The organism is Sphingomonas sp. LM7 (assembly GCF_002002925.1).
GTDB lineage: Bacteria > Pseudomonadota > Alphaproteobacteria > Sphingomonadales > Sphingomonadaceae > Sphingomonas.
In genome coordinates this window covers 2,232,873-2,251,773 of sequence record NZ_CP019511.1, presented here as the reverse complement: position 1 = coordinate 2,251,773, position 18,901 = coordinate 2,232,873, and the positions used below count along the sequence as shown (strand labels likewise).

The following is an 18,901-nucleotide window of genomic DNA, read 5'->3' as shown; positions in this document are numbered from 1 at the left end:
CTTTCAGGGAGGGGAACTGAATGGCAGCAATCCACCCAATCCCGGTCGTCCGGCGCTTGCAATATAGGATTTGCTTGCATGCGGCGTGCCCTCACAGGAGGTTCTTTGCCATCACAGGCAACCTCGCGAAAAATTCGCGATAGTGTGACTTTGGTGTGACCTTCGGACGTTCCGTACCCGGGACGCCGGTTCATCGTCGGCCGCGACGCGAAGCAGGAAAGGGCAGCCCAATCGCGGACATTCTCCGCGGCCCAAACCTACAGGCCGCGCCCGTGACCCATCCGCGCCGGCAGTTGCGCCATTACCGCATCGCGATCCGCATCATCGGTGGTGCCCCACCGGGCGATTTCTGCGAGCGTGCGGCCGCAGCCGACGCACCAGCCGGTGGCGTCGTCGATCCGGCAGATATTGGTGCAGGGCGATCGGACCGGTGTCGGTCGAGCACCCGCCGCGGCGCTCACGCGCCCAGCGTGTACTTCAGGAAGTCGGGCACCGGGCCATTCCAGCCGTCGTCGGGGCCGTCCGTCGCGTTGGGGTCGCGCCGCGGTTCGCGGCTCGGGCGTTCGTCGCGTCCCCGGCCACGGCCACCGCGTTCCTCGCGTTCGCGGCGCGGTGCCGGCTCGCGCCGTGCTTCGGGCTCGCGGACCGGGCGGGCTTCGCGCACTGCCTCCACGGCCTCGGCTTCCGGCTCGGGCTTGCGGCGCGTCTCGCCTTCGGCCTTGCGTCCGCGTCCACGGCGCGGAGCCGCTTCGCGCTTCTCCGCCGGCGCTTCCTCGCGCGCGGCTTCGCCATTGGCAGGCTTGAGGCGCTCGATCTTCATGCCGGTGAGCTTTTCGATCTCGGCGATATTCTCCGAATCCTCGGGCGTCACCAGCGTATAGGCGATGCCGGTCGCGCCCGCCCGGCCGGTGCGGCCGATGCGGTGGACATAATCGTCGGGATGCCAGGGCGCGTCGAAATTATAGACGTGGCTGACACCCTTGATGTCGAGCCCGCGGGCGGCGACGTCGGAGGCGACGAGGATGTTGACCGTGCCGGCCTTGAACCGGTCGAGCTCGGCGATGCGCTGCGATTGCTCCATGTCGCCATGGATCTCGGTCGAGCGGAAACCGCTCTTCTGCAGGCTCTTGTTGAGGTCGCGGACCGTGGTCTTGCGGTTGCAGAAGATGATCGCAGTGGTGACCTCTTCGCCGCGGAGCAGGTCGCGCAGCACGCTGCGCTTGTCCGATGCGGCGACGGGGACCACCCATTGCTTGATGTTGACGTTCGCGGTCGCCGGGCGTGCGACTTCGACGCGCTTGGGATCGGTAAGGAACTTGTCGGCCAGCTTCTTGATCACCGGCGGCATCGTTGCCGAGAACAGCAAAGTCTGGCGCGTCTTGGGCAGCTTGGTGCAGATTTCCTCGATATCGGGGATGAACCCCATGTCGAGCATCCGGTCGGCCTCGTCAATGACGAGCAGGCTACAGCCGGTGAGCAGGATCTTGCCGCGGCCGAACAGGTCCATCAGCCGGCCCGGCGTGGCGATGAGGACGTCGACGCCCTTCTCCAGCGCCTTGACCTGGTCGCCCATCTGCACGCCGCCGATGAGCAGCGCCATCGAGAGCTTGTGGTTGGTGCCGTATTTCTCGAAATTCTCGGCGACCTGGGCGGCAAGCTCGCGCGTCGGCTCGAGGATCAGGCTGCGCGGCATCAGCGCGCGGGTGCGCCCTTCGCCGAGGATGTCGATCATCGGCAGCACGAAGGCGGCGGTCTTGCCCGTCCCCGTCTGTGCGATGCCGATAAGGTCCTTGCCCATCAGGACCGACGGGATCGCCTGGCGCTGGATCGGAGTCGGATCGGTGTAGCCCGCGTCTGTCACCGCGCGCAGAAGGTCGTCAGACAGGCCGAGATCGGCAAAGCTCATGTAATTTTCCGGAAAAGGGCGTGGTTACCCACGCCGCCAAAGCCTTCACGCGCTTGCGGATTTGGCCGAAGATGTCAAGCCGCGAGAGGTGGTCAGCGTGCCGGGACCAGCGCGGCGAAGGACTGGACGGCGCACTGACGGCCCGAGCGCGAACGGATCGAATCGCGCTTGGCGCACATCTTCTTGTCCTTGTTCGCCTTGACGTAGAAGCCGCCATAGAAGCCGAGCGCGGGGCAATCATTGCCGAGCTTGGCGCGGAGCAGCGACCCGTTCTTGAGCATCAGATCGACGCTGTCGAAGCGATTGACCGAGAATCCGGCCAGATCCTCCATCTTCACGCAATCGTCTGCCTTTTTCTCGATCATCGCCACCGGACGCGGCGCGCGCATGTACACCGTCGTGCGAGTGACGGTGAGGCGGGGGACATGGATGGTGAGGCGCTGCTGCTGGAGCATGGTCGCAGCCATATCCCAGTCGGCCGGCTCCGGCGGCGAGGCCGGGGCAGCGAACAACAGCAGGAGACCGGAGGCGGCAATCAGCGGATTCAACATGTCTGGGCCGGCTTCTACGACAAAGTTTTGAACGGTGGATGAACTATCTCGCGATGTGCTAACCGGACGCCGCCATGACACCCGCCCAACGCCAGCTTGTCGAAACGATCCTCCAGCGCTTCGGCACCAAGGCCGCGACGACCGACGCGGAGACGATAGCGCCGTGGCTGAGCGACTGGCGCGGCCGTTATCACGGGCAGGCGCCGGCGCTGCTTTCGCCGGGATCGACCGAGGAAGTCGCCGCAATCATCGGCCTTGCCGCGCAGGCCGGCGTCGCAGTCGTGCCTCAGGGCGGCAACACCGGCATGGTCGGCGGTGCGACGCCATCGCCCGATGGTTCGGCATTGCTACTGTCGCTGCGCCGCATGAACCGCATCCGGGCATTGTCGCCCGTCAGCAACCTTGCCGTCGCGGAGGCCGGGGTGATCCTGGCCGACCTGCGCGGAGCGGCGGAAGCGCTGGGGCGCCGCTTTCCGCTCGACCTTGGCGCGCGGGGCAGCGCGACGATCGGCGGGCTGGTGTCAACCAACGCCGGCGGCACCCAGGTGCTGCGCTTCGGGACGATGCGCAGCCTGGTCGCGGGCGTCGAGGCCGTGCTTCCCGATGGCTCGATCCATAACGGCATCGCCGCGCTCAAGAAGGACAATCGCGGCTACGATCTCAACCAGTTGCTGATCGGCGCCGAGGGTACGCTCGGCATCGTCACTGCAGCGACGCTGCGGCTGGTGCCCGGGGTGGCGGCGCGGGCAGTGGCATGGGTCGGCATCTCGGGCCCCGGCAAGGCGCTCGAGCTGCTGCGCGCGCTGGAAGCCGGCACCGACGCGGTGGAGAGCTTCGAGATAGTGCCGGAGAACACGCTGGCGCTGGTGCTGCGGCATGTGCCGGGAACGCGCCGTCCGCTTGCCGGGGCGCATGCCTGGCACGTCCTGATCGAGACGGTGACGACCGACCCCGCGGCGGAACCGCCCGCGGAAACGCTCGAACGGCTGCTCGCACCGGCGCTCGATGCGGGGCTGGCCGAGGATGTAGTGATCGCCGCCAGCGAAGCGCAGGCAGAGGATTTCTGGCGCATCCGGCATTCGATCTCGGAGGCCGAGCGCGCCGCCGGACCGGCGTTGCAGCACGACATCTCCGTGCCGGTCGACGATATGCCGCGCTTCATGATCGAAGGCGGGGCGGAAGCCGAGGCGCGGTTTCCCGGAACCGAAGCCATTGCCTTCGGCCATCTCGGCGACGGCAACGTCCATTTCCACGTCCGCGCGCCTGCCGGGGTCGATGCCCAGACCTGGTATGCCGAGGAAGGCCCGGGAATTTCGCGCCATGTCCACGATATGGTCGTGGCTGCAGGCGGATCGATCTCCGCAGAACACGGCATCGGTCAGCTGAAACGCGACGAGCTCGCACGGCTGAGCGCATCGTCCCGGATGACCGTACTGCGCGCGATCAAGTCCGCGCTCGATCCCCAGGGCATTCTCAATCCCGGGAAATTGGTGACGCTTGCGCCGGAGCCTTCGAGACCATAGACCTTCGCGCGAATTTCAAGAATTCAGCATTATTTTCAGGAGAGTTTCGGATGGCCAGTGCGCCACAACAGTCGCTTCCGTTGTTCTACAACCAGCTCGAGCCGCTTTCGAGCCAGGCACATGCCGATTTCCGCATTCGCGTCCGCGACAAGGCACCGTTCCTGGCCAAGCAGCACGCGGTGCCGGTTACCGTCGAGGAATTCCCGCTCGTGCAGCGCTATCTGCCGATCGTCTTCTCGGTAGGCGAGGATCCCGTTCCGCTTGCGCTGATGGGCCTGAATGAAGGCGTGAATACCTTTTTCGACGACGAAGGCACGCTGCTCGAGCCGAACTTCTACGTCCCGGCCTATATCCGCCGCTATCCGTATCTGCTGGCGCGCCTCCGCCCCGAGAGCGACGAGCTGTCGCTCTGCTTCGACCCGTCGTCGGACACGATCGGCGCGTTCGAGGAAGGCGATAAGCTGTTCGAGAATGGCGAGCCGACCGAGACCACCAAGAACATCCTCCAGTTCAACGAGCAGTTCGAACAGGCCGGTGCGCGCACTGCGATGTTCATGAAGGACCTCAAGGAACTCAACATCCTGATCGACGGTGAAGTCACCATCCAGCAGGAAGGCAATGAGCAGCCCTTCATCTATCGCGGCTTCATGATGATCGACGAGAACAAGCTCAACGAGCTGCGCGGCGATCAGCTTCGCAAGATCGTCCAGAACGGCATGCTGCCGCTCATCTACGCGCATCTCTTCTCGCTCGCGCTGATGCGCGATATCTTCGGCCGTCAGGTTCGCCTGGGCAAGATGCCCCAGCCGCAGCTGGTCAGCCCGGTCTAAGCGCTACGTGCGGCGGCCGCTTCGCGCGGCCGCCGCATCTTTCAATCGGGATTGCCGCTCGGCTTCGCGCGGCCCGCATCCGCGGCCGGATCGAAGTCCTTCGCCCAGCGCGCCTCGTCGTCCCCGCTATCCAGCGTATCCTTGGGCTGCGTGGCGTCCCGCGGCTGCTGATGCTCGGTGGACAGATTGCGCGGGCTGGTGCCGTCCGGTGCCTCGGCCATGTTCGTCTCCTTCGCAGGGAAGAACGGCAGGAAGCACGCGCGGTTCAGCGCGTGATTATTCGGGCTTCTTTGGAGGTGATGGCTTTCTGGGCGCGGCGCGGCGCGTCGCCCGGGGCTTGGCGGTGCTGCTCTCGGTCTTGCGGGTGCGACGGGCAGGCGGTGTTGCGGCGGTCTCGGCGGCTGCGGGAGCCGCCGCTGCAGCAGGGGCCTTTCGGGTGCGCGAGGCCGCAGCGGAGGAGGCGGGGCCCGACGTTGCCGGCTTGCGCGTGCGGCGGGTGACCGGCTTCGCGGCAGTGCCGGCATCGGGCTTGGCGCTGGCTCCAACCGCGGGTTTGGGGGTGCGCTTGGCCACTGGCTTGGCAATCGCGGCCGCCGCGTCGGCAGCGGCTCCCTTCACGCTCTCCACCACGTCCTCGGCTGCCTTTGCGGCGCCTTCCTCGATCTTGGCCTCGGGCTTGAGCCTGGATGCGATCGCAACCAGACCAGCGGCGAGGATATCGGCGACGAGCGGGTGCTTGGCGAGGTCGGCAAGCTTGCCCCGCACGGCCTTGGGTAGCTTGACGCCGGCGATGCTCTTCGGGAGGAGCGCGCCCTTGCCCGCTACGGCCTTGTCAGCCTTTTTCTTCTTGCCGGCCATTTCAAAGTCCTCCGAATTTCGTGACGCTAGTGTCACGGATCATCGCCGGGCGGTCAACGCACGATCGTCGCCGCGTGTCCGTGACAGGATCAATGCTGCGTGTTCTCATTGTCTTCATGCTCGAAAATGATGTCGAGACCTTCGCTTGCGTCCTCGTCGCCGGTGCCGCTGACGTTGCCGCCCGCACTCTCCGCGGTAGTCTGGCCAAGCTGGTCGGTGAGGGCATCGGTATCCCGGCCGAGGTTCGAGGCTTTGGGATCCGGGTTCTCGTCAGCCATGTCTTGTCTCGCTCCTGACGCCCCGGTCCGTCAACGGCGTGCCTGGCCAGTCGTTCCGTCTGCGCCACGGACTCAGGGGGCGGCAGTCGCGTAGCCGGCCACGAGCCGGGCGAGAAAGCCGTGCAGCCGCTCGCTATTGGCTGCCCAGGTAAAGGGCTCGACCGTGGCACGAACCGCGGCCGGGGGCAGCGGGTTGGCGATCAGCGTGTCGAGGGCTGCGGCGAATGCCTCGGCGGTGCGCGCGGCAATGCGTCCGCCGGTGTCGCTGCGCACCACCTGCCGTGCGCCGCCGACATCGGGAATGACGACGGGCGTGCCGCTGGCGAGCGCCTCTAGCCAGGCGTTGGCAAGACCTTCGCGTTCCGAGGCGAGCGCCATGGCATCGGCCGCGATGAGCAGCCGGGGAAGGTCCGCGTGCGGAACCGAGCCCAGCAGCCGGACGCGATCGCCGAGACCGAGCCTGGCGATCTGCGCGGCAAGCTGGGGGCGATGGGGGCCTTCGCCTGCGATCCAGAGTTGGACGCCAGGAAGGCGTGCGATGGCGTCGATAACGATCTGATGGCCCTTGAGCGGGATCAGCGCGCCTATCGAGAGCACCAGCGGCCCGGTCACCCCGAGCACCGCCTTGGCATCGGCGCGGTCGCCCAGCGCGAAGCTAGCGAAATCGACGCCGGTGACGAGACATTCGGTCCGCTCGCCGGGCAGGCCGAGCGCCGTCATGTCGTCGCGCATCGCTTCGGATACGGAAAGCAGCCCGTCGGCGGCGTGGGCGGCGGCGCGGATCTGTGCGCCGATCACTGGTTTGCGGGCCCAATTGTGGATGTCCGATCCGCGGGCCTTGATCGAGACGGGGACGCCGAAGCGGCGGCCAAGCTCGACTGCGGCGACTCCATCGGGGAAGAAAAACTCGGCGTCTATTACGTCGAAGCCGAAGTCGTGGCGGATTTCGCGGAGCAGCGGGACTACGGCTTCCGCCAGTGCCCGGGCGTGGAAGCGGCCGCCGGTTCCGGGATAGTTGCGGAAGCGAGGCCGGTGCACTTGAAGGCCTTTCCAGTCCTCACGCAGCGGAAGCGCGGCGAGCGGTCGATAGCGGGGCAGGCGGTCGAGCGGGGCAGGGGGGATGCCGAGCGGGGCGACGACACGCACCTCGACACCCGGGCGTTCGGCCAGCGACAGCGTCTGGCGCTCGACGAAGATGCCGAAATTGGGACGCGTGGCGTCGGGGAAGAGCGTCGAGAGGACGAGCACGCGGAGCATGCTGGCACCTATAGGGGGCCAAGGTTAATGCTCCGCGTGCGTCGCGTCAGGGCTTAGCGGCAGCGGCGGCGATTGTTGCTGCTGCTACGGTCGATCTCGCGACCGGCGAGTGCGCCAGCTGCGGCACCGAGCAGGGTGCCCGCCGAGCGATCACCGCTGGTATCGACCGTGCGGCCAACCAGGGCGCCGGCGACGCCACCAACTACCAGACCGGTGGTGCCATCCGACTTGCGGCAATAGCGGCGGCCGTCGCGGCCCTTCCACTCGCGATAGGCGCGGCGGCGCTGGGTGTCGGCTTTGTATTCGTACGACTTGGCTTCGGCCTTGGCGGCCGGAAGGGCAACGGCGGTGGGGATTGCCACCGCGATCGCGCTGAGCGCGAAAATGAACTTACGCATGTTTGACTCCCATAGATCGATTCTAGTTGCAGAAACCGGTAGCGAAACGTCCCGCAGCGCCGCGGGGTTTCATGAACCTAAAACTACGTTCCGCTCAGCTGAGGTTGGAATTCGCCATATGAACGCTCCACGAACGATCATCGACACGCTCGGCATGTCGCCGCATCCCGAGGGCGGCTGGTATCGCGAGACGTGGCGCGCCGAGGCGGCGGACGGCGCGCGCGCCGGCGGCACTGCGATTCATTTCCTGCTGGAGGACGGCCAGCGCTCGCATTGGCACCGCGTTGACGGCGCCGAGTTGTGGCTGTGGCATGCGGGATCGCCGCTCGACTTGCTGGTCGAGCAGGACGACGGCGCGATCGCGACGATCCGGCTTGGCGGCGACGTGACCCGGGGCTATGCGCCCCAATGGCTGGTGCCGGCGAATCGCTGGCAATCCACCGAGGCAAGCTCCGGCTGGGCGCTGGCGAGCTGCGTGGTCGTCCCTGGCTTCGAATTTTCCGGCTTTGAGCTTGCCCCACCCGGATGGACGCCGGAACCGCCCCGGAGCTGATCTGTCCCCGTTATTCACGTTATCCACAGGGACGGGGCAGCATTTCATGCTTTGCGCGACTCGGGATCGATGACAGCATCTGTCTTGTAAGGAAGACGGTTCGACAGCGGGAAACCAAAGTAGGATCAACCACTTACGCGGCTCGAACGAGTGCAGGTGCCTTCGGGAAACCACCTTGGACGGGACGGGGAGACGAGAGCGACGGTGGTTGCGGAAACAAGGCGATGCGCAAGCGTCGCGGCGATTTCGAGAGACGCCGAAGCTGGGCGGAACCGATGCCGGAATCAGTGCGCAAGCGCCGGTCGAGACGAAGGAACGGCCTGATGGACGAGACCGAAGCCGATGGGCCTGCGCAAGCGGCAGATCGACCGACGGATCGGCCCGAAGAGAGAAGCCCAGGGCGATGGCCAACGCGCAAGCGGAAAGCCGGAGCCGATGGATCGCTCGGGAAATCGTCGCCAGCAAGGCTCCATGGTTTCGCCTTCGGGTGAAATCATGAAGCGGGCCACCGATGGCCGGGAAAAATGCCTGTTTCTCCGGGAACAGGCGGATCGACCGGCCCCGGTGACCGACGCAAAGCTCGCATGCCCTTGCCGGCGCGAGTGGAGCATGCCGCCGAAACCAGGCCCCGCGGTCCTTCGGGATCAGAGGCCGAAGTCCGGTGACATGGGGACTGGCAGCAATGCCGGTCCCCTTTTGCGTTCGGCGCGCCGCGGCCGATGCCGCATCATTTCCCATATTTGCTCAAAAGGCGGATCGCCTCAGCGGGATCGCCGGTGGACAGCGGGGCCTTCGGGTGCAGGCCGCACGGGTTTGCCCGCGAACCCGGTTCGAAAATGCTCTATCAGGCACCCAAATCGAAAGGGTTCGGGATGAGCGGGATATTCGAGCGGTTCGCACAGGCAGTTGCGGGATGGGCGGGCAGGCCGGCTGCGTTCGTGATCGCTTTCCTGGTGGTCATCGGCTGGGGGATTAGCGGGCCGATCTTCGCCTGGTCGGACACGTGGCAGCTGGTGATCAACACCGGCACGACGATCGTCACCTTCCTGATGGTGTTCCTGATCCAGAATGCGCAGAATCGCGACGGCGCGGCGATCCAGGCCAAGCTCGACGAACTGATCCGCGCGCTCGACAGCGGACGCAACGAGTTCATCGGGATCGAGCATCTCGGCGAGAAGGAGTTGATCGCGATCCGCGACAAGCTCGAGAAGGAATGTGGCCGCGAGATGCCCCAGCGGCACGAAGGCATCGGACGCCTGCTCCGCCGGCGCTGACTCGCGCGCCATAGCCGCAGGGCATTGGGGACGATCCGCACGCTCCTTGCCCGGTCACGCCCCGACGCGGCAAGGTCGCGGCATCCGGACGGGGAGGAAAGCGTGGGTTTCGAACAGCCTGTACCGCATGGCGGCGAGGCCGACGACTATGTCGCCCGGTTCCGGCGCGACGGCTATGCCGTGCTGCGCGGCTTCTTCGGCGTGCAGGAAGTTGCCGAGATCGGCGCCGCGATCGACCAGATTCATGCCGAGGGCGTCGCGCACGGACGCAGTTTCCGCCACGGCAATCTCTTCTACAACATTGCTCCCCAGCAAGGTGCCGAGCCGCTGGTGCGGATGGTGCAATGGCCGTCCTATCACCAGAAAGTGCTCGACCGCGTCCGGCTCGACCCGCGCTTCGCGGCGATGCTCGCCCCGCTGATCGGCGGCGACGTCAAGCAGATCATCAACCAGCTCCACTGGAAGGCGCCGGGCGGGATGGGCGACTTCGCCTGGCACCAGGATTCGCGCTTCCGCAAGCCCGACGCCTGCTACCGCAATCTCGGCACTTCCTATGTCCAGACCGGCCTGGCGATCGATCCGCACAATCCGCAATCGGGCGGCATGCGCTTCCTTCCGCGCAGCCACCTCGACGGCGATCTCGACCTGGACATCTCGACGGAAGTGCTGGGCACTGCGATGGCGGACGACGTGCTGGCGGGGGCGGGGCTTTCTGCTGCCGACATCGTCGATCTCGATCTCGCGCCGGGCGATCTAGCGCTCTGGAACCCGTATCTGGTCCACGGATCGGGCACCAACCGCGCCACCCACCAGCGCCGGCTCTACATCAACGGCTATGTCGCAGCCGAGGATTGCGACCGCGGCGAATGGGCGTTCCGCGGCGGCAAGCCGGTGCCTCTCGGCGACGCGCCCGCGCTCGTTCATTACGAGGCGCTTCGCGAGCGCGGCGAGCCACATTACGTCTGAGCACGCCAGCGCACGGCGGGAGGCGCCCGGCTAGAAAAGGTGGGTGCCGGGCAAGGCGCGATCAGGCCATGTGCGCCAGCGCGGCCTCGCCATATCGATTGTCCGCGATCCAGTGCGCAAATTGCTCCGCGTCCATGGCGCGCGCGAACAGAAACCCTTGCGCTTCTTCGCAGCCGATCTGCGACAGCAATGTGGCGACTTCCGCCGTCTCGACGCCCTCGGCCACAACCCGATAGCCGAGCTTGTGCGCCAGCCCGATCATCGTCTCGACGAGCACGAAATCCGGTCCATCCGCGTCCGCCAGGCCGCGAACGAAAGCCTGGTCGATCTTGACGACCTGGGCCGGAAGACGCTGCAAATAGGCGAGGCTGCTGTGCCCGGTCCCGAAATCGTCGATCGCCAGGCCTATTCCTGCCGTCGCCAGTTCGTGCAGCATCGCCAGTGCGCGTTCGGGCTGTTCCATGACTGCGCTCTCGGTCAACTCGATTTCCAGCTGATCGGGGCGAAGACTGCGCTTGAGCAACCCTAGCTGGAGGCGCTGGATGAGATCGGTTTCCGCCAAATTGGCAGCCGAGATGTTGACCGAAAGTCCGATAAGAATCCCGGCCGCACGCCAGCAGACCAACTGATCCAGCGCGGCGTCCAGTACCCATTGCGTGGTCAGCCGGGCGAGGGAGGTCTGCTCTATGATCGGAATGAACTCGGCCGGCGATATCTCTCCAAGGGCGGGGTGCCGCCACCGCAGCAATGCCTCCGCGCCGACGCAGGCCCCGCTCGAAAGGTCGATGCGCGGTTGGTAATGGAGCTGCAGTTGGTCGTCCGCCTCCAGCGCCGCGCCGAAATCGCGCAACAGGCGATATTGGCGCCGATGCGCCGCGTCGTTCGAAGCGGAAAACAGCGCGATGGAGCCGTCGGCCTTTCGTGCATCCTGGGCCGCACTGGCCGCACCACGCAGGACATCTTCTCCGGGCTCTTCGCCGACGGTGAATGGCCGGACGCCGATTGCGACGCTCGTGACGAAGCGCACCGATGACGACGCGCGGACATGCGCGAAGGAGGATTCCAGAAGCGCCATATAGGCCGTTTCATCGACGTCGGGCGGGGACAGGAATGCGAATTGCACCGCGCCGACATGATAGACTGTGCGGGCCGCACCCAACGCAGTCCGCACCGCCAGCGATGCTTCACGGATCAGGTCATCGACGCGCGCGCCGCCCAGCACCCGCGTGATCCTGCTGACCTGATCATCGCGTGCGAGATCGATGACGACCGCAAAGCGCCGCTGGCCAGGATGGTCCCGCGCAAGATCGATGAGGTCGTCGCGGAACTGGTTTCGCGTCGGCAGCCCGCTTACCGGATCGATCCGTCCGAAGGCATGCTGCAATTCGATCTGCGACATGACCATCGCGGCAAGGTCGACGAGCGCCGCGCGCTCCGACTCGGTCGCCTGTCGCGGCTCCGTGCCGAGAACGCAGAGCGCGCCGAGCCCATAGCCATCACGGGTGATCAGGGGGGCGCCAGCGTAGAACCGCGTTCCCGCGCGGCCCAGCGCGCTATCGGCGTAGTAGGGGTCGGTCTGGAAATCTTCGATGACCAACAGGCCGGTGGTCTCCGCGACCTCCGAACACGGCGCCCTGTCTCTCGGGATGCTCCAATGCTCGACGCCGATCCTGGACTTGAACCATTGCCGATCGCGATCGGTCAGCGACACCGCGGCGATGGGCAGCCCGAAAATCTGGCTGGCCATCCGCGTGATCCGGTCGAAGCTTTCGCTCGGCGAAGTATCGAGCAGCTTGAGCTGGTACAAGGCGTCGAGCCGAGCCTCTTCCTGATAGTCGCGCACGCCACATCCTTTCGGAGGAGAGTGTAACGCGGGAGCGTTAAAGGATTATCCTATCCTATATCATTGAATTGGGACGCTGTTTCCGCGGCTCGCGTGCGTCGGATCGACCGCCGGAATTGGGCAGGGTGTGCTGTTCAGACTAACGTGAGGGGTTCGATATCGTCGTTCGCGCTCAATCGAGCCGCTGCAGCTCGATGTTGCGGAACTCGATCGGATGGCCCTCGCTCTGCAGCGCTATATAGCCCCCGTGCAGTTGCAGCTTGCCGCCGGCCGCGGCGATCAGTGGCTGGGCATCCTTGTCCTCGGGGTCGAGCTGGGCCGCGGCATAGTGCAGTACCGGCTTGCCGTTGATGAAATGGGTGATTTGGCCATCGGGCAGCACTTCCAGCCCTGCCTGGGTCCACTGGCCGACCGGCAGCAGTGGCGAGGTGGAGAGGATACAGTGGCGCGGGTCGCGCTTGCCGTCGATCACTACGCTGGTGCCGGGCGTGCAGAGATTGCCGCTTGGTTCCTCCGTTGGTCGCGGAATGCCCAGCAGCTGGAATTCGAGGCTCACCGGGAAATCCTGATCGCGGCGCATCGTCGCGGGCGCCTGCGCATGGAACATCAGCCCCGAATTGCTGGTCTGCCAGGTCTTGATGCCCGGCAAGGGATCGCCGAACAGCCGATAGTCGAAGCGGATGCGATAAGCCTTGAGCGGCGTCTTCCAGAAGAGGTGGCCGAATTCGCCCTCGAACTTCGCGTAGTTGGCGTGCGAGACGCGGATCGCGCCGTCCTGCACGACGAACATGTGCCGCGGGTCCTCCCCGATGGCGCGGCCGGTGATCTTGGGTGTCCAGCCGGCGAGCGTCTTGCCGTCGAAGATGCGCTGCCACTGCGCTTCGGGGGCCGGCGCGGCGCCGAGCAGCGCCAGCATCGGGAGGAGGAGGAGGTGCTTCATCGTAGCGAGCTTGCCTGTCGCAGGCGACCTCCGCAACCGTCGCCTTCGATGGCCGGCGTTACTTCGAGGCCGTAGTCCGGCTGGAGAGGAAGCGGGCGGTTTCCAGCGGGGCGGCGAACGAGGTGCCGGTTCCGGTGACCGGGCGGCCGTCGATCGCGGCGGTGGGGACCTTCACGCCGAGTGCCCAGGCATAGTTATAGCCTTCGGGCTTGGCATCGGGGCGGTTGGTGCCGCTCCACGGCTGGCCCTCGGCGTCGATCGCGCCGACCAGTACGGCATTGGGATAGGCGGCGCGCGCGGGACCGAGGTTGCCGGGATGGTCGTAGCCATTGTTGCCGGCGGCGAGGACGACGCGGATGCCCTTGGCGGCGGCTTCGGCGATCGCGGCGGTGATCGAGGGATCCTTGTCGAGCGCGAGCGAGATGTTGATCGCGTCGACGCCCAGTTCGGTGGCGCGGCGGATCGCGCTGGCGACCGGAGCGGCCGAGGGCTGGCACGGCGGGTTGGCGCCGGCGGGGCAGCCGGCGGGATCGTCGATGCGCAGTGAGATGATGTCGACCTGGCCGTGCGCGGCGCGGGCAAGGATCGTGGCGACCATCGTGCCGTGATCGTAGCGCGGCTGGAATTCGGCGCGGACCGGGTCCGACGCCATATCATATTCGGCGGAGACCAGCGATGCGAGCTCGGCGGTCTTCGCCACGCCGCTGTCGATGATCGCGACACGCGGCCGCTGCACCGACACGGCGATCGGCGGCACCACCAATGGCGCAGGGACGGGCGCAGCTGCTTCGAGCAGCGCGACGAACGAGAGCAAAAGCGAGTTCACGAAACCCCGACCCCCCGGCCAAAGCGATGTACTATATCCTGCCTATCCTACGCAGCTTTGCGGCGGGATTGCGGTAATGTGCGGGGGGTATGCTTAATAGTTTGTGCAGAAGTCTGCGGGGGCCGCCATACGGTCGGTTATCGGTCGGACTTGCGCCTGCGCGGGATCGGTGATTTGCCGCCGGACGTGACGAGCGCTTTTCCTTTTCGCAAATGGCGATAGTCTTCGAACCCATGAACCTGCGGCATATCGAGATCTTCCACGCCGTCTATGTGAACGGATCGGTCAGCGGGGCCGCGCGGGCGCTCAATGTGTCGCAGCCCTCGGTGTCGAAGATGCTGCGCCATGCCGAATCACTCCTCGGCTTCCAGCTGTTCCAGCGGACCAACGGCCGGCTGGTGCCGACCGAGGACGCACACACGCTGTTCACCGAAGTCTCCGAGATCCAGGACCGGGTCTATGCACTGCGCGAGGCGGGCAAGAACCTGCGGCGCGGCTCAGGCGGCATGCTGCGGGTCTCGGCGCTGCCAAGCCTCGCGCTGCAGGCGCTGCCGACCGCGGTGGCGAAGTTCCTAAAGACGCACGACAATGTGAAGTTCGACTTGCAGACCGTCCATCACGACGATCTGCTGCGCAAGCTGTTCGAGCGCGAGACCGACATCGCCATCGCCTATGAAGTCCCGCCCGCGGCACCGATAGACCACAAGCCGCTTGGCGAGGGCGAGCTGGTGGTATTTTATCGCGAGCAGGACATGCCCGACGCGCCACCGCGCTGCGACATGACTTGCCTGAAGGGGCATCGCTTCATCAGTCTCGCAACCAGCGGGCCGATGGGCCAGCTCTTCACCCAGGAAGTGCAGCGGCAGGGCATCGTCCTCGACGACGTTATCCTCGCGCGGACCTTCTACATCGCCGCGGCGCTGGTGCAGCAGGGGGTGGGGATGACGGTGGTCGATAGCTTCACCGCGCAGGCGTCGCTGGCGCCGGGGCTGGCGATGCGGCCGCTCAAGCCGCCGATCACCTTCGGGGTGCATGCGATGTACCTGCACAACCGGCCGCTGACCGCGCTGGCGACGGATTTCCTCAAGACGCTGCGCAGTGTGATCGACGTCGCCTGACGGTCCCCATCCGCCGTCCTGAGTAGCTCTCGATACACTCATTCCGGGACTTTCGGTCCCTACTCAGCACATACCGGTGAGGCTAGGCATAGCCAGCCATAACAAGGGGCTATGCCGCGCGCTCCAGACGTTATGCGCAGACTTTTGGACGCGCACATTACGGATGGCCGGTGATGATCCCTGCTCCCTATTTGCTCTATCTCGGGCACAGCAACGATGCGATCGGCATCAAGACCTCGCGCGGGCTGGCCGCCTTTCGCCCCCAGGATTGCGTGGGCGAATTCCGCTATGATGATTGCCCGCTGACGCTGGGCATGCCGCGCATGTCGATCGCCGAGGGCGCGGCGGCGGGCGCGAAGACGTTGGTGCTCGGCATCGCCAATTCGGGCGGCACGCTGGGCCGCGATCTGGTCGATGATGCGCTGGCGGCGCTCGAAGCGGGGATGAACGTCGCCTCGGGACTACACCAGAGACTGCGCGACGAGCCGCGGCTGGCGGCGCTGGCCGAGGCGAAGGGCCTCAAGCTGTTCGACGTGCGCGATCCGCCCGCGGAGCTCAAGGTCGGCAACGGCTACAAGCGCGCCGGACACCGGCTGCTGACCGTGGGCACCGATTGCTCGGTCGGCAAGATGTATACCACGCTTGCGCTCGTCCAGGGCATGCAGGCCCGCGGGCTGACAGCCGATTTCCGCGCGACCGGGCAGACCGGCATCCTGATCGCAGGCGGCGGCGTGCCGATCGACGCAGTGGTCGCCGACTTCATCTCGGGCGGGATCGAGCAGCTCGCCCCGGCGCGCGACGATGATGGCTGGGACCTGATCGAAGGCCAGGGCTCGCTGTTCCACCCGAGCTTTGCGGGCGTTTCCACCGGGCTGCTCCACGGCGCGCAGGCCGAAGCGCTGGTGATGTGCCACGATCCCAACCGACTCCATATGCGCGGCATTCCCGGCCGTGCGCTGCCCGACCTGGCCGAGTGCATCGAGATGAATCTGCTGGTCGCCCGGCTGACCAGCCCCGATGTCCGCGCCGTCGGCATCTGCCTCAACACCTCGGCAATGGACCCGGCCGAGGCGCGCGCGCTGTGCGCGCGTACCGAGGACCGCCATGGTCTTCCTTGCACCGATCCGATCGCCTTCGGTGTGGATGCGATTTTGGATGAACTCCTATGTCCCGCATCCTCCGCGCGCAGCACGATAGCTTCCCGCTAAGCCAGCCCTTCCGGATCTCCCGCGGCGTCAAGACGCAGGCGGAAGTGGTCACGGTCGAGCTGGAGCAGGGCGGGGTGGTCGGGCGTGGCGAAGGCGTGCCCTATGCCCGATATGACGAGAGCATCGAAAGCGCGCTCGCCGCGATCGACGATGCGCGCGACGCAGTCCAGGGCGGCACCGACCGCGCGCAGTTGCTCGGCCTGCTGCCGCCGGGCGCGGCGCGCAATGCGATCGATTGCGCCTTATGGGATCTCGAAGCGCGGCTGGGCGGGCGCAGTGTCGCCGACAAGATCGGCGCGCCCGAGCCGGAGCGGCTGGTCAGCGCGCTCACCGTGGGGATCGACACGCCGATGGCGATGGCGGTCACGGCGAGCAGGATCGCCAATGCGCCGCTGATCAAGGTCAAGGTCGATGCGACAATCCCCGACGCGCAGATTCGCGCGGTGCGCAACGCGGCGCCGAATGCGAAGCTGATCGTCGACCCCAACGAGAGCTGGGACCAGCAACTGGTGCGCGCGATGCAGCGCGTGCTGGTGGACCTGAAGGTCGATCTGCTAGAACAGCCGGTGTCGGCCGAGGCCGACGAATGGCTCGAGGATTTCACGCCCGAAGTGCCGATCTGCGCCGATGAATCGGTGCATGTTGCCGAGGATCTCGACGTGATCGCGCGGCGCTATCAGGTGGTGAACGTCAAGCTCGACAAGTCGGGCGGCCTCACCGAGGCGCTGGCGCTGGCGCATGCGGCGCGGGCGCGGGGGCTGGGGCTGATGACCGGGTGCATGGTAAGCTCTTCGCTGTCGATAGCGCCCGCGCTGCACATTGCCCGGATGAGCGACTTCGTCGATCTTGACGGTCCGATCTGGCTCAGGGAGGATCGCCCGGGTGGGGTGCGCGACGACGCGGGCTGTCTCTGGCCGCCGCAAACCGGGTTTTGGGGAACGCTATGAAGGTCGCGCTGCTGCTCGGGATCGCGACCTTGTCGCTGGGAGCGGCATCGCCCGCCCCGCAAAAGGTGGACCTGCTGATCCGCGGCGGCACGATCTACACCGGCTCGGCGGAACCGTTCGTCGGCGATGTTGCGATCACCGGCGACAAGATCGTGTCGGTCAGCCGCCATGCCGATGTGACCGCGGCGCGGGTGATCGACGCCAAGGGCATGATCGTCGCGCCGGGCTTCATCGACCCGCACACCCATATGGGCAAGGAGCTGACATCGGACGATGCGGCGGAGCGGCTGGTGCCCGCGTTCCTGATGCAGGGCGTGACCACGGCGTTCATCGGCAATGACGGCGGCGGCAGTCCCGATGTGGCGAAGGTGCTGGGCAGCGCCTTCGCTCGCCCGGTCGGGATCAACTACGCTGCCTATGTCGGCTTCGGCGCGGTGCGCGAGAAGGTGGTCGGTGAGGCCGATCGTGCCCCGACCGCAGAAGAGATGGAAGACATGCAGGCCCTCGTGGCCGATGCAATGTGTCACGGCGCGCTCGGGCTTTCTACCGGGCTATTCTACGCGCCGCAGAGCTTTGCCAAAACCGACGAAGTCGTGGCGTTGGCGCGTGAGGCGGGCAAGCGCGGCGGCGTCTATGACAGCCATATCCGCGATGAATCCAGCTACACCGTCGGGCTCGCTGCGGCGATCGACGAGGCGATCGCCATCGGCAAGGGCGGCGGGCTGCCCACGCATATCAGCCATATCAAGGCGCTCGGCGTCGATGTGCAGGGCCAGGCCCCGGCTATAATCGCCAAGGTCGAGGCGGCGCAGCGCGCGGGGCAGAAGGTGACCGCGGATCAATATCCCTGGTCGGCGAGCGGGACGAGCCTGGTCGCGTCACTGATGCCGCTCTGGGCGCAGGACGGCGGGCGGCCCGCGTTGCTCAAGCGCTTCGATGATGCAGCGCTCGTCACGAAGTTGCGCGCCGGCATCACCGAGAATCTCCGGAAACGCGGTGGCGCGGACAAGCTGCTGATCGTCGAGGGGAACTACGCCAATCGTACGCTGGCGGACGTCGCCAAGGCGCTGAAGCAGGATCCGGTGACCGCGGCGATCAGCGTGATCCGCATCGCCGACCCAGGTGTGGTCTCGTTCAACCAGAGCGAGGCCGACATTGCCAAGTTCATGGCGATGCCGTGGGTAATGACCAGTTCCGACGCATCGGGCGGGCATCCGCGCGTCTATGGCAGCTTCGCGCGCAAATACGCCAAATACACCAGGGCCGAGCGGGTCATCACGCTGCGCCAGTTCATCGAGCGGAGCTCGTCGCTGACGGCGGATACGTTCGGACTGAACGGGCGGGGGCATCTGCGTGCCGGGGCTTTCGCGGACGTGGTGGTGTTCGATCCGAAGACCTACGCCGCGCGGGCGACGTACGAGCGGGCGACGCTAACGGCGCAGGGCGTGCGCAGCGTGGTGGTCAATGGTGTAGTCGCGCTCGACAAGGGCGTGATGACCGGCAATGCCGCGGGTCGCGCGCTGGCGCATGCGCCGACGGCAGGGACCTGCAAGTGAAGGCCGTCCTCGCGTTTCTCCCCTCCCTGGAAGGGAGGGGATCAAGGGGTAGGGCCAGCGTCGGGCGGG

Annotated in this window: 20 protein-coding genes; 9 read left to right on the top strand and 11 right to left on the bottom strand. The window is 66.3% G+C overall.

Annotated features, from left to right (window positions below):
- Positions 1-257 precede the first annotated feature (257 nt).
- The 3 genes from BXU08_RS10100 to BXU08_RS10090 all read right to left on the bottom strand — a co-directional run bounded on the left by BXU08_RS10100 (position 258) and on the right by BXU08_RS10090 (position 2,457).
- A complete protein-coding gene (locus BXU08_RS10100) occupies positions 258-461 on the bottom strand; it encodes a DUF1289 domain-containing protein (protein ID WP_077509946.1) in 204 nt (67 codons plus the stop codon).
- Complete coding sequence (locus tag BXU08_RS10095) at positions 458-1,906, bottom strand: DEAD/DEAH box helicase (RefSeq protein WP_077509945.1); 1,449 nt, start codon at positions 1,904-1,906, stop codon at positions 458-460. The genes BXU08_RS10100 and BXU08_RS10095 overlap by 4 nt, the downstream gene beginning before the upstream one ends.
- Before the next feature lie 92 nt (positions 1,907-1,998).
- Entirely contained in the window at positions 1,999-2,457 is a 459-nt protein-coding gene (locus tag BXU08_RS10090) for a hypothetical protein (protein ID WP_077509944.1), read from the bottom strand.
- 74 nt (positions 2,458-2,531) lie between these two features.
- Here BXU08_RS10090 and BXU08_RS10085 point away from each other — a divergent pair, with 74 nt between their 5' ends.
- Positions 2,532-3,980 (top strand): FAD-binding oxidoreductase, encoded by a 1,449-nt coding sequence (locus BXU08_RS10085; protein ID WP_077509943.1) that lies wholly within the window; start codon positions 2,532-2,534, stop codon positions 3,978-3,980.
- Between the two features lie 50 nt (positions 3,981-4,030).
- The gene (locus BXU08_RS10080; RefSeq protein WP_077509942.1) at positions 4,031-4,810 is read left to right on the top strand and encodes a SapC family protein; all 780 of its coding nucleotides are present in this window, start codon (positions 4,031-4,033) and stop codon (positions 4,808-4,810) included.
- Between the two features lie 41 nt (positions 4,811-4,851).
- Here the strand turns inward: BXU08_RS10080 and BXU08_RS19580 are convergent, their stop codons facing one another.
- The 5 genes from BXU08_RS19580 to BXU08_RS10060 form a co-directional block, all read right to left on the bottom strand.
- Positions 4,852-5,031, bottom strand: a complete 180-nt coding sequence (locus tag BXU08_RS19580; protein WP_150125494.1) for a hypothetical protein — start codon at positions 5,029-5,031, stop codon at positions 4,852-4,854.
- Between the two features lie 55 nt (positions 5,032-5,086).
- Complete coding sequence (locus BXU08_RS19575; RefSeq protein WP_150125493.1) at positions 5,087-5,668, bottom strand: hypothetical protein; 582 nt, start codon at positions 5,666-5,668, stop codon at positions 5,087-5,089.
- Positions 5,669-5,757: 89 nt separating this feature from the next.
- Complete coding sequence (locus BXU08_RS10070; RefSeq protein ID WP_077509940.1) at positions 5,758-5,946, bottom strand: hypothetical protein; 189 nt, start codon at positions 5,944-5,946, stop codon at positions 5,758-5,760.
- 72 nt (positions 5,947-6,018) lie between these two features.
- On the bottom strand, positions 6,019-7,203 hold the full coding sequence (locus tag BXU08_RS10065; protein WP_077509939.1) for a glycosyltransferase: 1,185 nt from the start codon (positions 7,201-7,203) through the stop codon (positions 6,019-6,021).
- 53 nt (positions 7,204-7,256) lie between these two features.
- Positions 7,257-7,601 (bottom strand): glycine zipper 2TM domain-containing protein, encoded by a 345-nt coding sequence (locus BXU08_RS10060; RefSeq protein WP_077509938.1) that lies wholly within the window; start codon positions 7,599-7,601, stop codon positions 7,257-7,259.
- 118 nt (positions 7,602-7,719) lie between these two features.
- On the opposite strand from BXU08_RS10060, the gene BXU08_RS10055 reads away from it, so the two are divergent.
- From BXU08_RS10055 to BXU08_RS10045, 3 genes are all read left to right on the top strand, one after another.
- A complete protein-coding gene (locus tag BXU08_RS10055) occupies positions 7,720-8,154 on the top strand; it encodes a cupin domain-containing protein (RefSeq protein WP_077509937.1) in 435 nt (144 codons plus the stop codon).
- Positions 8,155-9,026: 872 nt separating this feature from the next.
- Positions 9,027-9,428 (top strand): low affinity iron permease family protein, encoded by a 402-nt coding sequence (locus tag BXU08_RS10050; RefSeq protein WP_077512241.1) that lies wholly within the window; start codon positions 9,027-9,029, stop codon positions 9,426-9,428.
- A gap of 102 nt (positions 9,429-9,530) precedes the next feature.
- Positions 9,531-10,394: a phytanoyl-CoA dioxygenase family protein gene (locus tag BXU08_RS10045; RefSeq protein ID WP_171982490.1), complete on the top strand. Its 864-nt coding sequence runs from the start codon at positions 9,531-9,533 to the stop codon at positions 10,392-10,394.
- Between the two features lie 61 nt (positions 10,395-10,455).
- Here BXU08_RS10045 and BXU08_RS10040 read toward each other — a convergent pair whose 3' ends face one another.
- The 3 genes from BXU08_RS10040 to BXU08_RS10030 all read right to left on the bottom strand — a co-directional run bounded on the left by BXU08_RS10040 (position 10,456) and on the right by BXU08_RS10030 (position 14,003).
- Entirely contained in the window at positions 10,456-12,237 is a 1,782-nt protein-coding gene (locus BXU08_RS10040; RefSeq protein WP_077509935.1) for a bifunctional diguanylate cyclase/phosphodiesterase, read from the bottom strand.
- 172 nt (positions 12,238-12,409) lie between these two features.
- Complete coding sequence (locus BXU08_RS10035) at positions 12,410-13,177, bottom strand: DUF1080 domain-containing protein (RefSeq protein ID WP_077509934.1); 768 nt, start codon at positions 13,175-13,177, stop codon at positions 12,410-12,412.
- Positions 13,178-13,235: 58 nt separating this feature from the next.
- The gene (locus BXU08_RS10030; RefSeq protein WP_077509933.1) at positions 13,236-14,003 is read right to left on the bottom strand and encodes a S8/S53 family peptidase; all 768 of its coding nucleotides are present in this window, start codon (positions 14,001-14,003) and stop codon (positions 13,236-13,238) included.
- 233 nt (positions 14,004-14,236) lie between these two features.
- Here BXU08_RS10030 and BXU08_RS10025 point away from each other — a divergent pair, with 233 nt between their 5' ends.
- From BXU08_RS10025 to BXU08_RS10010, 4 genes are all read left to right on the top strand, one after another.
- On the top strand, positions 14,237-15,121 hold the full coding sequence (locus BXU08_RS10025; protein WP_077512239.1) for a LysR family transcriptional regulator: 885 nt from the start codon (positions 14,237-14,239) through the stop codon (positions 15,119-15,121).
- Positions 15,122-15,294: 173 nt separating this feature from the next.
- Positions 15,295-16,329: an N-acetyltransferase DgcN gene (dgcN, locus tag BXU08_RS10020; RefSeq protein ID WP_171982489.1), complete on the top strand. Its 1,035-nt coding sequence runs from the start codon at positions 15,295-15,297 to the stop codon at positions 16,327-16,329.
- Positions 16,287-17,276, top strand: coding sequence for an N-acetyl-D-Glu racemase DgcA (gene dgcA / locus BXU08_RS10015; protein ID WP_077509931.1), 990 nt, complete (start codon positions 16,287-16,289; stop codon positions 17,274-17,276). The genes dgcN and dgcA overlap by 43 nt, the downstream gene beginning before the upstream one ends.
- On the top strand, positions 17,273-18,832 hold the full coding sequence (locus BXU08_RS10010) for an amidohydrolase family protein (RefSeq protein WP_077509930.1): 1,560 nt from the start codon (positions 17,273-17,275) through the stop codon (positions 18,830-18,832). The genes dgcA and BXU08_RS10010 overlap by 4 nt, the downstream gene beginning before the upstream one ends.
- Positions 18,833-18,901: the final 69 nt, after the last annotated feature.